We start from the raw sequence: 14,831 nt of genomic DNA, 5'->3' as shown, positions 1-14,831 counted from the left end.
AATTCAAATCTATTTTGTTTTTATTTGATACTGATTACGGTTCTTAGAATCCTAACGCTGCTGCGATATCGTGTCTTAATATAACAGCACCTGTAATCATGATGTTAATAATCGAAAGCGGAATTAAAATTCTCCAGCCTAAGTTCATTAACTGGTCATATCTAAATCTTGGAATCGTCCAACGTACCCACATGTAAAAGAATATGAAGAAACATATTTTTACAAACAATACTGCAATTCCTAATAAGTTTGCTGAATTTACGCCAACATTATCTACCATCCACTGCATTCCTGGATAGTTATAACCTCCAAAGAATAATACAGAAATAATAGTAGCAGAGATGAACATACTTGCATATTCAGCAAATAAATAGAATCCCATTTTCATAGATGAATATTCGGTATGATAACCTCCAATTAATTCGTTTTCACATTCTGCTAAGTCGAAAGGAGTTCTGTTAGTTTCTGCAAATGAACAAATTAAAAAGATTAAGAAGGATAATGGCTGATAGAAAACATTCCAGTGCATTCCTGGCTGTTGTAATGAAATTTCTTTTAAGCTCATTGTTCCAGTCATCATCAATAAAGCAATCATCGATAATCCCATTGCGATTTCGTAAGAAACCATTTGAGAAGCCGCACGAACAGCTCCCATTAATGAGAATTTATTATTAGAAGCCCATCCACCAATCATGATACCGTAAACTCCAACAGAAAGTACTCCAAAAATGTATAGTAAAGCGATATTAACATCAGTTGCCTGAAGAATAATATCTTTTCCAAAAAGGTGAAGTTTGTCTCCCCACGGAATTACAGCACTTGTCATTAAAGCGGTACTCATGGCTATTGCCGGACCTACGATGAATAAAAATCGGTTTGGTGTATTTGGGAAAAATTCCTCTTTTGAGAATAATTTCATACCATCAGCAAGTGGTTGTAATAAACCTCCCCATCCGGCACGGTTTGGACCAACACGATCCTGAAGGAAAGCAGCAACTTTACGTTCTGCCCATGTAGAATACATTGCCATAATCATTGTTACCGCAAAAACGACAACAATAACAACACTTTTTTCTATAATAAATGCACTTTCCATTTCTTACTATTTTTTATCTTTATTAGTTAATGGAATTGCTGCCATACTAATTTTTTTACGGTCAACATCACGGCCTAAAAGAATGTTCTTTTCAGTATCGATTTGAACTTTCTCTAATTTTTGAGTATAATTATTTTGGTTGATTACAGAATCTTTTTCAAATTCTCTTGGACCTTCAATCACCCAGTCATTAACATCTTTATGGTCAAAACGACAGCTGTTGCAAATAAACTCTTCGACTTCATGGTATTCGTCTTTACGACCCGTTACACGCTGAATTTCTCCACCAAACATCCAAACGGTAGTTTTACCGCAGCATCCTGGAGTTGTACATTCTCTATGTGCGTTGTAAGGTTTGTTAAACCAAACTCTTGATTTAAAACGGAAAGTTTTGTCTGTTAAAGCTCCAACCGGACAAACGTCAATCATGTTTCCAGAGAACTCATTGTCGATTGCTTTAGAAATTCCAGTAGAAATATTAGCGTGGTCACCACGATCTAATACTCCGTGAACTCTGTTGTCTGTTAATTGATCTGCAACTTGTACACATCTTTGGCATAAAATACAACGGTTCATATGTAGTTGAATATTTGGACCAATATCTTCTGGTTCAAATGTTCTTTTTTCTTCAATATAACGTGATTTTGGGTTTCCGTGCTCAAAACTTAAATTTTGAAGATCACATTCACCAGCTTGATCACAAATAGGGCAGTCTAATGGGTGGTTGATCAATAAAAATTCTGTTACAGATTTACGGGCATCCATAACTCTGGCAGAAGATTTACTGTTTACTTCCATTCCGTCCATACATCCTGTTACACAAGATGCCATTAATTTTGGCATTGGTCTTGGGTCAGCTTCGCTTCCTTTCGAAACTTCAACTAAACAACAACGACATTTTCCACCGCTGCCTTTTAATTTTGAGTAATAGCACATGGCTGGCGGCACTAAATCTCCACCAATCATACGTGCAGCCTGCAGGATTGTTGTTCCTGGCTCTACGTCTATACTTTGACCGTCTATCGTTACTTTCATCTCTTTGTTTTGTTTTTTTAGTTTCAGGTTTAAAGTTTCAGGTTATTGAACTTGAAACCAAAAAAACATGAAACTTGAAACTATATTTTAAACTGTTTGTTTGCCTACTAAATGCTTAACTTGTGAGAAAGGCTCGGCAACAAAGTGATCTCTATTTTTGATTTTTTCTGGGAAACGAACATGATATTCAAATTCATCTCTAAAGTGACGAATTGCAGCAGCTACTGGCCAAGATGCAGCGTCTCCAAGAGGACAGATGGTGTTTCCTTCAATTTTACTTTGAATGCTCCACAATAATTCGATATCTTCTTCACGGCCATGACCGTTTTCGATTCGGTGTAATACTTTTTCTAACCATCCAGTTCCTTCACGGCAAGGCGTACATTGTCCGCAAGATTCGTGGTGGTAGAAACGAGCAAAGTTCCAAGTGTTTCTTACGATACAAGCAGTGTCGTTGTAAACGATAAATCCACCAGAACCTAACATCGATCCGGTAGCAAAACCACCATCACTTAAAGATTCGTAAGTCATTAATCGGTCTTCACCATTTGCTGTTTTGAAAATTAAATCAGCTGGTAAAATTGGCACAGAAGAACCTCCTGGCACAAATGCTTTTAATGGACGATCTGAAGACATTCCTCCTAAATATTCATCAGAATTCATAAATTCGTCTACACTTAATCCCAATTCAATTTCGTAAACACCAGGGTTCTTAATATGTCCTGAAGCAGAAATTAATTTAGTACCTGTAGAACGTCCAATACCAATTTTTGCGTAATCATCACCAGAATTGTTTACAATCCAAGGCACAGTCGCAATTGTTTCAACATTGTTTACTACTGTTGGATTTGCCCAAAGACCAGAAACCGCTGGGAAAGGTGGTTTAATACGAGGATTTCCTCTTTTCCCTTCTAAAGACTCAATAAGAGCAGTTTCTTCTCCACAGATATAAGCTCCAGCACCACAGTGAACGTGAAGTTCAAGATCGTAACCCGAACCTAATATGTTTTTTCCTAACCAACCAGCAGCTCTTGCTTCGTTGATTGCTCTTTCTAAAATTTTGAAAACCCACATATATTCTCCTCGAATGTAGATATACGATAGGTTAGCGCCTAATGCGTAGCTTGATGTAATCATTCCTTCGATCAATAGGTGAGGAATAAATTCCATCAAATAACGGTCTTTGAATGTTCCCGGCTCAGACTCATCGGCATTACACACTAAGTGTCTTGGTCTTCCTGATTTTTTATCAATAAAGCTCCATTTCATTCCAGCAGGGAAACCTGCACCACCACGTCCGCGAAGACCTGATTTTTTTACTTCTTCAGTAACTTCGTCTGGAGTTAATGTTTTTAAAGCTTTTTCTACAGATGCATAACCACCGTTTTGGCGATACACTTCGTAGGTTTTAATTCCAGGAATATTGATTTTATCTAATAATATTTTTTGTGACATCTTATTTATCGTGTAATATTATTTTATCATCTCTACAATCAGCAATGATCTGATCGATTTTTTCTTCTGTCAATTTCTCTTTGTAGAAATCCCCTAACTGCATCATCGGAGCGTATCCGCAAGCGCCTAAACATTCTACACCAGCAATAGTAAACATTCCATCTGGAGTTGTTTCGCCCATTTTAATGCCTAATTTTTCAGAAGTGTAATCCATTAAATCCTCGGCACCTCTTAAACAACAACAAGACGTCTGGCAGAACTCAAACATGTACTTACCAATTGGCTTCTGGTTGAACATTGTATAAAAAGTTACCACTTCATAAACCTCAATTGGTTTGATCTGAAGAATTTCGGCAACTTTATCTTGCAGTTCAATGCTAAGCCAGTTGTTATGCGCATCCTGTACTTCGTGCAAAACAGGCAGTAAAGCCGATTTTTGTTTGCCTTCCGGATAATGGCTGATCAATTCATTGATGCGGTTCATCAATGCCTCAGTCATGTTTATTTCTTGTTTGTAATGTTTACGTTCCATTTTTAATTTTAGATTTTAGATTTTAGATTTTAGATTTTTTTAATCTTGTTCTATAATCTATGATTCTTCCATCATTATTTAAGTTTTAGATTCTTCAATCTGAATTTTTCAATTCCTAATTATAATTTTTAAATCTACATTTTAAATTCTGCATCCTCCATCAGAATTTAAAATCTACAATCTAAAAACCTGCAATTTGTTAGGCATCCAATTCTCCTGCAATTACATTTAAACTCGATAAAATGATAATGGCATCAGAAAGTAATGCACCTTTAATCATTTCAGGGAATGCTTGATAATAAATAAAACAAGGTCTTCTAAAATGTAATCTATATGGAGTTCTACTTCCGTCAGTTGATAAATAAAAACCTAATTCTCCATTTCCTCCTTCTACAGCATGGTAAATCTCTGCAACTGGAACTGGAACTTCACCCATAACAATTTTAAAGTGATAGATTAAGGATTCCATTGAATTATATACGTCTTCTTTTGGAGGAAGGTAATAATCCGGAACTTCTGCGTGGTATTCGTTTCCTGCAGGCATTTTTTCTAAAGCCTGACGGATAATGCTTAAACTTTCCCAAACTTCAGCATTACGAACACAGAAACGATCATAAGTATCACCTGATTTTCCAACAGGAACAATAAAATCGAAATCTTCGTAAGATGAATAAGGATGTGCCACACGAACGTCATAATCAACTCCAGCAGCACGTAAGTTTGGACCTGTAAATCCGTAAGCCATGGCCTTTTCGGCAGTGATTCCACCTACGTTTACGGTTCTGTCAAGGAAAATTCTGTTTCTTTCGAATAAGTTTTCGAATTCTTTCCAAGCTGGAGGGAATTCTTCAAGGAATTTATCTAGTTTTCTGAAAGCTTCTGGAGACCAGTCTCTTTCAAAACCACCAATTCTTCCCATATTTGTAGTCAAACGAGCTCCACAAATTTCTTCGTAGATTTCGTAAATTTTTTCTCTAAATTGAAAAACGTATAAGAAACCTGTATACGCACCAGTATCTACCCCTAAGATTGAGTTACAGATAATGTGGTCTGTAATACGAGCCAGCTCCATAACGATAACTCTTAAATATTGTGCTCTTTTAGGAACTTCAATACCTAATAGTTTTTCTAATGTCATCCACCATCCCATATTATTAATAGGAGATGAACAATAGTTCATACGGTCTGTAAGAGGTGTAATTTGATAAAAAGGACGATTTTCGGCGATTTTTTCAAAAGCTCTGTGAATGTAACCAATAGTAGGTTCAGCTTCTAAAATTCTTTCACCATCCATCAATAAGATATTTTGGAAAATACCGTGAGTCGCAGGGTGAGTTGGACCTAAGTTAAGAACCGAAAGCTCGCTTCCGTCTTCATTGTGTCGCTCCTTAATTATTTTAGCATAACGATGCTCTGGTGGTAGTAATAGTTCTGACATTTTATAATGTTGAATTATTTAGCAATTTGATACTGTTCTTCCGAAGAATCTGTCGTCTTTGTCAGTTCTTCCGCTGTCTTCTAATGGAAATTCTTTTCTCATTGGGAAAGACACCATTTCATCCATATTTAAAATACGTTTCAATTGCGGGTGACCAATAAAGTCAATTCCGTAGAAATCGTATGTTTCTCTTTCCATCCAGTTTGAACTCAAGAATATATTTGAAATAGTTTTGATCTCAGGTTTTTCTCCGTTTAGGTAAACTTTGATTCTAATACGTTTGTTTTCGAACCAGTTGTGTAAGTGGTATACAACTGCAAACTGACGTTCTAATTCATTATCAGGATAGTGAATCCCGCATAAATCCGTTAAAAAGTGAAATTGTAGTTCAGGATCATTTTTTAAGAATAGAATCAATGCTGTAATTTTATCTGCAGAAGCTTCTAAAGTATAAATATCTCTTTCTTCGTGAAAGTTGAAAACATCATTATTAAATGTTTCTGTAAGTTTGTTTTGAATTTGGGTGTTTTCTAAAGCCATCTTATGAGATATTATATGATGCTAATAATTCTTGGTATTCTGGAGAGCTTCTGCGTCTAACAGATTCGCTTTTTACCAATTCTTGTAATCTCATTACTCCATCGACAATTTGTTCTGGTCTAGGAGGGCATCCTGGAACGTAAACGTCTACTGGAATTACTTTGTCAATTCCCTGAAGTACTGAATATGTGTCGAAAACACCACCTGAAGAAGCACAGGCTCCTACGGCGATTACCCAGCGGGGTTCAGACATTTGTTCGTAAACTTGTCTTAAAATTGGCGCCATTTTTTTAGAGATAGTTCCCATTACAAGCAGCATATCGGCTTGACGAGGAGAGAAACTTACACGTTCTGAACCAAATCGGGCTAAATCGTAATGTGCAGCCATTGTTGCCATAAACTCAATTCCGCAGCAAGAAGTTGCAAATGGTAAAGGCCAAAGAGAATTCGCACGTGCCAAACCTACGACATCATTTAGTTTTGTAGCGAAGAAACCTTCACCGGCAAGACCTTCAGGAGGAGACACCATATTTACTTTTGAATCGCTCATTTTATTTTAGATTTTAGATTTCTGATTTTAGATTTTATCAATCTTAAACTGAAATCAATATTTTAAAAATCGATATTATATATTTTGAGGAATTTCATTTTTCAAATTTCTAAATCAAAAAACAATCTAGAATCTGAAATCTAAAATTCTTTATTCCCACTCTAATGCTTTCTTTTTGATGATGTAGAAGAATCCCACTAAAAGTAAAGCCATGAAAACAATCATTTTCAACATTCCTTCAACACCAAGATCTTTAAAGTTTATTGCCCATGGGTAAAGGAAAATTACCTCTACGTCAAACAATACAAACAAAATGGCAACCAAGAAGTATTTTACTGAAAATGGAATACGGGCATTACCAACAGATTCGATACCGCACTCAAAGTTTTTATCTTTAACTTCCGAGTTCCTTTTTGGGCCTAATTTTCCTGAAATAATGATTGTTCCTACCACAAAACCAACAGCCAGAACGAACTGCATTAAGATAGGAATGTAACTGTATTGATCGGATTGCATAAACTTAGTTTTTTTACTTTAAGAATAAGCCACAAAGATAGCTTTCAACGTTGTAACACACAAGCTAAACGGGGAGATAAGTAGACTATAAAAGCGCGTTTACATGTAATTTTTATTCATTATAAATAACATTGTCTTTTTTTAATATTTTTTTAAGAAATGGGCAAAAAAAAACGTTCCGAAATTAATCGGAACGTTTTAACCATTCAGAGGCAAAAAAAATAAATTGCTATATTTTTCTTAGATTACTGCCACTTTAGCAGCAACTTTCCCTTTTCTTCCTTCTTCTTCTTCGTAGCTTACACGGTCACCTTCGCGTAATTCTTCCGCGTTAATTCCTGAAGCGTGAACGAAGATGTCCTTTCCTGTTTCTTCGTCTGTAATGAATCCATAACCTTTAGACTCATTGAAAAATTTTACTGTACCTGTACGCATTGTAATTGTAATAATAATTTATAATAAAGCAAATGTAACATATAAATTCATACAAAAGACATCAAGCTGTTAATTTTTTGTAAAAATTATTGATTTACAGTGTTTTTGCGTAGTTTATTGCATCAATTTATTTATAAAATACCATTATTTGAGAATCATTAATTGTAAGAATATAAAAATGAGTGAATTGTAAGAATTTGATAATTCGAAAAATGAATGTCTTGGGATTTTTCTTAATATTTTGATAAAAACAAAAAGACGCTGAAATTTCAGCGTCTTTTTAAGCTTGTAATTAAATTTTTACAATTATATCGTATCAATTTTAATGTGAAGTTCTTTCAATTGTGCATCATCAATGGCCGCAGGAGCATCGATCATAACATCACGCCCTGAATTGTTTTTAGGGAATGCGATAAAATCTCTAATCGTTTCTTGTCCGCCTAAAATAGCCACCAGTCTATCCAAACCAAAAGCTAATCCTCCGTGAGGCGGTGCTCCAAATTGGAAAGCGTCCATTAAGAACCCGAATTGTGCTTTAGCCTCTTCCTCAGTAAATCCTAAATATTTGAACATTAATTGCTGCGTCGCTTTATCGTGAATACGGATTGATCCTCCACCAATTTCGTTTCCGTTTAAAACCATATCGTATGCGTTTGCACGAACTTTTCCTGGTTCTGTTTCCAGTAAAGCCATGTCTTCTGGTTTTGGAGACGTAAACGGGTGGTGCATGGCGTGATAACGGCCACTTTCTTCGTCTAGTTCTAATAGTGGGAAATCTACAACCCAAAGAGGTGCAAATTCTTCTGGGTTACGTAATCCTAAACGAGTTGCTAACTCCATACGTAATGCAGAAAGCTGAGCACGTGTTTTGTTTGCAGGACCAGAAAGTACAAAAATCATATCGCCAGGATTTGCTTCTGTTGCTTTTGCCCAGTTTGCCAAATCATCATTGTCATAGAATTTATCTACAGATGATTTGTAAGTTCCGTCTTCGTTGCATTTTACATAAACCATTCCAGATGCACCCACTTGCGGACGTTTCACCCAGTCAATTAATCCGTCGATTTCTTTACGAGTATAATTTCCTGCTCCAGGAACCGCGATTCCAACAACTAATTCAGCTGCATTGAAGACAGGGAATTCTTTGTGCTGTGTAAATTCGTTTAATTCGCCAAACTTCATTCCGAAACGAATGTCCGGTTTGTCGTTTCCATATGTTTTCATGGCATAGTCGTAGGTAATCCTTGGAAATTTTTCTACTTCAATACCTTTAATTTCTTTTAATAAATGTCTTGTTAGGCCTTCAAAGACATTTAAAATGTCTTCTTGCTCTACAAACGCCATTTCGCAGTCAATTTGAGTAAATTCTGGCTGACGGTCTGCGCGTAAATCTTCGTCACGGAAACATTTCACGATTTGGAAGTATTTATCCATTCCCCCAACCATCAATAATTGTTTGAAAGTTTGTGGAGATTGTGGCAGTGCATAAAACTGACCTTCATTCATACGGCTTGGCACCACGAAATCTCTTGCTCCTTCTGGAGTCGATTTGATTAAGTAAGGCGTTTCAACTTCGCAGAAATCCAAATCAGATAAATATTTACGAACTTCCATTGCCACTTTATGACGGAATAATAAACTGTTTTTTACCGGATTTCTACGAATATCCAAGTAACGGTATTTCATTCTGATATCTTCCCCGCCGTCCGTTTCATCTTCAATTGTAAATGGAGGAGTTAAAGCAGTATTTAGAATCGTTAATTCAGAAACTAAAATTTCGATTTCTCCCGTTGGAATATTTTTGTTTTTAGCTTCACGCTCAATAACAGTTCCTTTTACTTGAATTACAAATTCACGTCCAAGAGTTTTAGCCAATTCAAAAACGTTTTTTTCAGTACGGCTTTCATCAAAAATAAGCTGCGTAATTCCGTAACGATCTCGAAGATCTACCCAATTCATAAATCCTTTATCACGTGATTTTTGTACCCAGCCTGCAAGAGTAACTTCGGTATTAATATTTGAGGCATTTAATTCGCCGCAATTATGACTTCTATACATAATCAAAATTTTAGACTGCAAAAGTAAATACAAAATTCAAGATAATATAGTAAAGTGGTAAACTTGATGCTTATAATTTTAAATATTTTGTTAATTCTGAAATTTCAAAGCGGTTATTTCTTTAGATTTGAATCACTAAAAACAAACTATATTCTATATGAAAAATCTTTTTGCTGCAGGTCTGCTGATTTTTAGTACTTTGAATGCTATTGGTCAAGCCAAAAATGAAATAAAATTTACCGCTAAAATTGCTAACAGAAACAGCGATACTTTGGTAATTAAAGGAAGAAATAATTTTAAACAAGTTATCCCAATTAATAATAAGGAGATTTTTGCTGCGAATTTTGAAGCTCCAAAAGGGTTTTATGTTTTCTCTGATGGTAAAGAATCTTCAAACATCTATTTAAAACCAGACTCTGAAATTAATCTGACAATGGATGCCAAAGAGTTTGACGAAACAATTGTATATAAAGGTAAAGGAGTAAACGAAAGTAACTTTTTGGCGCAACAATCTTTAAAAGATGAGAAATTCCAAAATGAAGCTTTTTCTAAACCAGAAGCCGAATTTACCTCTCTTTTGGAAACCAAGAAAAAAACAGATTCTGAAAGTCTTGAAAAAGGAGATTTTGATCCTGAGTTTAAAACGGCCTTGAAAATGAGTTTTGAAAGTTTTAATCAATACGCATTTCAAGAATATGAAAGAGCATCGAAAGCTGCTAAAATGACTGGAAAAGCTTCGCCTGAATTTGACTATGAAAATTATAAAGGCGGGAAAACCAAACTTGCTGATTTAAAAGGGAAATACGTATATATAGATCTTTGGGCTACTTGGTGCGCGCCATGCCGAGCTGAAATTCCTTATTTGCAAAAAGTAGAAGAGATGTACCACGGTAAAAACATCGAGTTTGTGAGTATTTCTATAGATAAGGCAAAAGATCATGAAAAATGGAAAAAGTTTGTAAATGATAAGAATTTAGGGGGAGTGCAATTATTTGCCGATAAAGATTGGGAATCAGACTTCGTAATGAAATATGGTGTAACTGGAATTCCAAGATTTATTATCATTGATCCAAAAGGTAATGTGGTAAGTTCTGATGCTGCAAGACCATCTGATCCAAAGCTTCAAGAGCAGTTAAACGGCTTATTGAACTAATTTATTTACGAAATTGAAAACGTTATCGTAATTTTCTTTTTTGATAAAATACCAGTAAAACCAATGCTTGAGCATTGGTTTTTTTGTTTTTGGTAAATTTCCAATGTTAAGTTTTTATTCAATGTTACCAAATTGTTAAGCAAAAGTTTTTTTAATGTAAACAATTAATTATATTTGGTAAAGATTTCTTAACATTAAATACCTAAAGATATGAAAAAGAGTGTAATTTTAGCTGCAATATTGTTCTCAGGAATTGTAGTTGCACAAGAAGGAAAGCCTGAATTAGAAGCTGTTGGAAACAAGGTAAAAGCCACTTATTATTATGATAATGGTAAAGTACAGCAAGAAGGCTTTTTTAAAGATGGTAAATTAGACGGTGTCTGGGTATCTTATGATGAAAAAGGGAACAAAAAAGCCGTTGGAGAATACACAGACGGTGTTAAAACCGGAAAATGGATTTATTTTAATGAAAACAATTTAAACGAAGTTGCTTATGTAGATAATAAAGTAAGTTCGGTTAAGAGTTTACAAAAAAATGCTTTAGCAAATAGAAATTAATGTAATTTCACCAAACTAATTATAAAAAACCGTCCCGTTTTTAACGGGACGGTTTTTTTATGCTTTTACTTTTTTTAGATTTTCGGCTTCTTCCAAACCAAATTATAAATCCGCTCACAGGCAGTGCAGAAGCAGTTAAACTAACTGTAAAAGCTATGATTTTTCCAAGGAGATCTAAAACTTGTCCAGTGTGAATTCCATAATTCATTTCGACAACCTGTAGGCCTAAAGATTTTTTATCGAAAGTCTGGGTCTGAATTAATTTTCCGCTTGACGGATGAAAATAATAATTGCTCTGCTGATCATATCGCAAAGTATGCGGATAAGCGCCTGTGCTTACAATATCGCCTTTTTGCTGCGGAATCATCACAAAAAACATTTCAGCTTTTGGCTGTAATTTCATTGTCTGCACAAAAGCATTATCAATGGCAGTAATTGAATTGGTTTTGAATGTCGTTGTGTCGATTACGGGCGTTTTTGTTTCAGCTGCTTTATCTCCTCCTAAATTGATGGATTTGTAAATTCCTTCACCAACCCATTCGTATGTAAAAGTAAGTCCTGTTATGGCTAAAAGTAATGCGATTAGAGAAATGTAAAAACCTGTAGTATTATGCCAGTCATAATTTACGCGACGCCATTTTGCAGACCATTTTATACTGAAACTTCTTTTGATATCGCTTTTTCGTTTGGGCCACCATTGAATAATTCCTGAAATTAATAATAGAATAAAAATTATAGTTGCTCCGCCAATGATATGTTTTCCAATATAATCCGGAAGAAGCAGATAGAGATGAATGTATTCTACAATTATAAAGAAATCAGTATCTGGATTTTCAGATTTAAGATATTTTCCAGTATACGGATTGAAATAGAGATACCGATTTCCAGTATCTGAAAATGTATAGACAATTGCTGATCTATTTTTACCATAATAGGCCACCATGCTGGCTTTATTTTCGGGAAAAGCTTCTTGAGCTTTTTTCTGTAATTGAGAGGGTAATAAGAAAGGTTTGTTCTGAGGCTCTACAAAACGCCATTCTTTTCGGGTAATGTCTTTTATCTCATCGTGAAAACAAAATATACATCCGGTAATACAGACTATAAAAACAATAAGCCCGGAGATTAATCCGAGCCATTTATGTAGAAAACGTATTTTTGTTTTGAAGCTCATTTTTGATTAAAAGCGTAAAAGTATACGCAAAATCAATAGGGCACAAATTATTTTAAGCTAATTTTTCTGAAACCGCCTTTTTAGGTTTTAAATGATAGACAACATATAATGAAGTTGCTGCAAGAAAAATCCAAAAAACATCAATAAAGAAAATCTGGATTTTGTGCTGCATAAAAGAATTCCAAAACCAATTTCCAGTTACGATTCCGTTAGTAATTGGAATGAAGAAACCTAATATGCTTCCTGAAATCAAACAGAATTTATTCGTAAAGGCATCATTCTTTTTAATGATAAAAAAGATTGTGAGCAATAACCATCCGCCAAAATAAAGGATGTATAAATTAGATTGGCTTAGAGGATAAAAGAGTTTACTTCCTATAAAAGCTAAAGCGGTAATTGGATACATACTTAAACAGATGGCAAGATAAATTCTAACCACTGCGGCGTTAAAACGTCTTTTCTTTTCAGGTATGTTATTTTTTTGTCGGGCAACGAGCCAGATCATTACTCCTGAAATGATGACAAAACAAGAAATAATTCCCAAAATGAAACTCACGATTCTTAAAGCATATCCGCCATAATCACCAAAGTGTATTCTATACAATACATTTTTTACAACGTCAAGATAACCATTTTGAGTAATGGGATCTTTTTTGGCAATTTCTTTTCCGTCAGAAACCCGATAGATTACTTTTCCAATTCCGGTAAATTTCTTCTGGCTCGGCAATTCACCTTCAATTAAAAGATGCATATTGATATCGCCATAATTTTGAATTATAACACGTGTAATTTCAAAATCAGTCCAATTGCTTTTTGCTTTTGAAACAAGCTCATTAACATTAAAAGGATTGGCTAATTTTTTGTTTTCAAATTTATAATCGGCATCTGTGTATTCTAGTTCTTTATAAAGTTTGTCTTGATCTCCTTTATATAAAGCCATTACTGCGGGCGCTACAATTAAAAGTTTAATCATGAAAAAAGCTCCGGTTACGGCATAAACAAATTGAAACGGAAGTCCGATCATTCCTAAAGCTGTATGGGCATCTGTCCACAACGTTTTTAATTTTTCCTTTGGACGAAAAACATAAAAGTTAGAAACGATTTTTTTCCAGTGTAGTAATACTCCAGTAATGATGGCAAATAGAAAAAACAAAGCTGTAAATCCGGCAAGATAATATCCAGTTGGATAAGGAATTTGTGCCAGGAAATGCAAACGATATAATAATTCTCCTAACGAATAAGATTCTTCGTATGTATAAGGCTTGAAGGTTTTATTATCAAGGTAAAAGAAAGATCCTTCTTTTTGTTTGGCTGGTGCCAAAGTATCTTTGGTGCCTTCCATGTAAACCGCAACTCTATTTTGTATTGATGGTTTAGAAATGGTGATATTTCTTCCGTGTAAAACGTGTTTTTTATCAAGATTTTCTAAAGCGCTATTGTAATCTAACTTAATTTCTCTGGTTACAGCAGTAGATTCACTTCTTTCCCAATTGATGATTTCATCTCTAAAAAAAGAAAAGGACCCTGCAAAGAAAATTACAAAAAGCACTACGCTGATAACAATGCCGCTTACGGTATGCGTATGAAAATAGATATTGTAATGACGATTATTCATAGATTATGCCGCAGGATTATAAGTTTGACCAAGATAGATAAGTAAGGAAAAAAGCAAAGAAAGCAGAATGTAAATACCCCAGATTTTCCATCCGCTTTTAGCAAGAAAAGCGATAATCATCAACACGACCCATAAAATAAAACCGCTAAATGCCATTGTAATTAGAACATCTGCACGACTAAACCATGAAGCCAAAGCGAGATGAAAAGTTACAGAAACAAAGTATCCACCAAGGATAGCCGCTGTAATTTTAGAAAAACGAGGCCAAAAAGCAGGTGTTAAGTATTTTGGATTTGCAGGCATTGTTGGGTATGGTTTTAATTATAATAAAATTCTAATAAAGCCGCGATAATCAAAATTGCTAAAAGAACTTTGCTATTTACTTTTTTTAATGGAGTAAGAATGATAATTAAGCTTCCAATTGTCATAAGCTGAATAAAAAACATCAAAGTACCACAGCCAAGTGATTGTGTAAAAAGCCACATGATATAAGCAGTTAAAAGCAGAATTAATCCTGTAATTTTTGTTTGTTTTGGATTTTTCTGCATCCATTTTTCAAAACCTAAATCATATGATAATGCGGCTCTTTTTGAAGTGTAATACAATGTGTAAAAAGCTAAAAAGACGATAAGACTTGCTATTGTTATCATAATTTTTAATTTAAAAAACACCTTTCCAA

Annotated in this window: 16 protein-coding genes; 2 read left to right on the top strand and 14 right to left on the bottom strand. The window is 34.7% G+C overall.

Going from position 1 to position 14,831, the window contains the following annotated elements; genetic code table 11:
- Window positions 1–43: 43 nt before the first annotated feature.
- From nuoH to aspS, 10 genes are all read right to left on the bottom strand, one after another.
- Complete coding sequence (nuoH, locus tag J0383_RS10010) at window positions 44–1,096, bottom strand: NADH-quinone oxidoreductase subunit NuoH (RefSeq protein ID WP_207298248.1); 1,053 nt, start codon at window positions 1,094–1,096, stop codon at window positions 44–46.
- A 6-nt stretch (window positions 1,097–1,102) separates the two neighbouring features.
- Complete coding sequence (locus tag J0383_RS10005; RefSeq protein WP_207298247.1) at window positions 1,103–2,131, bottom strand: 2Fe-2S iron-sulfur cluster-binding protein; 1,029 nt, start codon at window positions 2,129–2,131, stop codon at window positions 1,103–1,105.
- Between the two features lie 87 nt (window positions 2,132–2,218).
- Window positions 2,219–3,586 (bottom strand): NADH-quinone oxidoreductase subunit NuoF, encoded by a 1,368-nt coding sequence (gene nuoF, locus J0383_RS10000; RefSeq protein ID WP_207298246.1) that lies wholly within the window; start codon window positions 3,584–3,586, stop codon window positions 2,219–2,221.
- Window position 3,587: 1 nt separating this feature from the next.
- On the bottom strand, window positions 3,588–4,118 hold the full coding sequence (locus tag J0383_RS09995) for a complex I 24 kDa subunit family protein (RefSeq protein WP_057115709.1): 531 nt from the start codon (window positions 4,116–4,118) through the stop codon (window positions 3,588–3,590).
- Window positions 4,119–4,317: 199 nt separating this feature from the next.
- Window positions 4,318–5,556 carry an NADH-quinone oxidoreductase subunit D gene (locus J0383_RS09990; protein ID WP_207298245.1) on the bottom strand — a complete coding sequence of 413 codons (1,239 nt, stop codon included), beginning with the start codon at window positions 5,554–5,556 and terminating at the stop codon, window positions 4,318–4,320.
- An 18-nt stretch (window positions 5,557–5,574) separates the two neighbouring features.
- Entirely contained in the window at window positions 5,575–6,096 is a 522-nt protein-coding gene (locus tag J0383_RS09985) for an NADH-quinone oxidoreductase subunit C (protein ID WP_207298244.1), read from the bottom strand.
- 1 nt (window position 6,097) lies between these two features.
- Complete coding sequence (locus J0383_RS09980) at window positions 6,098–6,646, bottom strand: NADH-quinone oxidoreductase subunit B (RefSeq protein WP_207298243.1); 549 nt, start codon at window positions 6,644–6,646, stop codon at window positions 6,098–6,100.
- Window positions 6,647–6,796: 150 nt separating this feature from the next.
- On the bottom strand, window positions 6,797–7,162 hold the full coding sequence (locus J0383_RS09975; RefSeq protein WP_207298242.1) for an NADH-quinone oxidoreductase subunit A: 366 nt from the start codon (window positions 7,160–7,162) through the stop codon (window positions 6,797–6,799).
- 240 nt (window positions 7,163–7,402) lie between these two features.
- Window positions 7,403–7,597 (bottom strand): cold-shock protein, encoded by a 195-nt coding sequence (locus J0383_RS09970; protein ID WP_007137066.1) that lies wholly within the window; start codon window positions 7,595–7,597, stop codon window positions 7,403–7,405.
- 306 nt (window positions 7,598–7,903) lie between these two features.
- The gene (gene aspS, locus J0383_RS09965; protein WP_207298241.1) at window positions 7,904–9,655 is read right to left on the bottom strand and encodes an aspartate--tRNA ligase; all 1,752 of its coding nucleotides are present in this window, start codon (window positions 9,653–9,655) and stop codon (window positions 7,904–7,906) included.
- Window positions 9,656–9,812: 157 nt separating this feature from the next.
- Here aspS and J0383_RS09960 point away from each other — a divergent pair, with 157 nt between their 5' ends.
- Together J0383_RS09960 and J0383_RS09955 are read left to right on the top strand one after the other, a co-directional pair.
- On the top strand, window positions 9,813–10,808 hold the full coding sequence (locus tag J0383_RS09960) for a TlpA family protein disulfide reductase (RefSeq protein WP_207298240.1): 996 nt from the start codon (window positions 9,813–9,815) through the stop codon (window positions 10,806–10,808).
- Window positions 10,809–11,018: 210 nt separating this feature from the next.
- The gene (locus J0383_RS09955) at window positions 11,019–11,366 is read left to right on the top strand and encodes a toxin-antitoxin system YwqK family antitoxin (RefSeq protein ID WP_207298239.1); all 348 of its coding nucleotides are present in this window, start codon (window positions 11,019–11,021) and stop codon (window positions 11,364–11,366) included.
- A 40-nt stretch (window positions 11,367–11,406) separates the two neighbouring features.
- On the opposite strand, the gene J0383_RS09950 is transcribed toward J0383_RS09955, so the two are convergent.
- The 4 genes from J0383_RS09950 to J0383_RS09935 are packed head-to-tail and all read right to left on the bottom strand — an operon-like array spanning window position 11,407 to window position 14,802.
- Entirely contained in the window at window positions 11,407–12,537 is a 1,131-nt protein-coding gene (locus J0383_RS09950; RefSeq protein ID WP_207298238.1) for a PepSY-associated TM helix domain-containing protein, read from the bottom strand.
- 52 nt (window positions 12,538–12,589) lie between these two features.
- Window positions 12,590–14,152, bottom strand: a complete 1,563-nt coding sequence (locus tag J0383_RS09945; RefSeq protein WP_207298237.1) for a PepSY-associated TM helix domain-containing protein — start codon at window positions 14,150–14,152, stop codon at window positions 12,590–12,592.
- Window positions 14,153–14,155: 3 nt separating this feature from the next.
- Window positions 14,156–14,455, bottom strand: a complete 300-nt coding sequence (locus tag J0383_RS09940) for a hypothetical protein (protein ID WP_207298236.1) — start codon at window positions 14,453–14,455, stop codon at window positions 14,156–14,158.
- 14 nt (window positions 14,456–14,469) lie between these two features.
- Window positions 14,470–14,802, bottom strand: a complete 333-nt coding sequence (locus J0383_RS09935) for a hypothetical protein (protein WP_207298235.1) — start codon at window positions 14,800–14,802, stop codon at window positions 14,470–14,472.
- Window positions 14,803–14,831 lie beyond the last annotated feature (29 nt).

The sequence above is a fragment of the Flavobacterium endoglycinae genome (assembly GCF_017352115.1).
In the GTDB taxonomy this organism is placed as follows: Bacteria; Bacteroidota; Bacteroidia; order Flavobacteriales; family Flavobacteriaceae; genus Flavobacterium; species Flavobacterium endoglycinae.
This window is presented reverse-complemented; position numbering and strand designations above follow the sequence as displayed.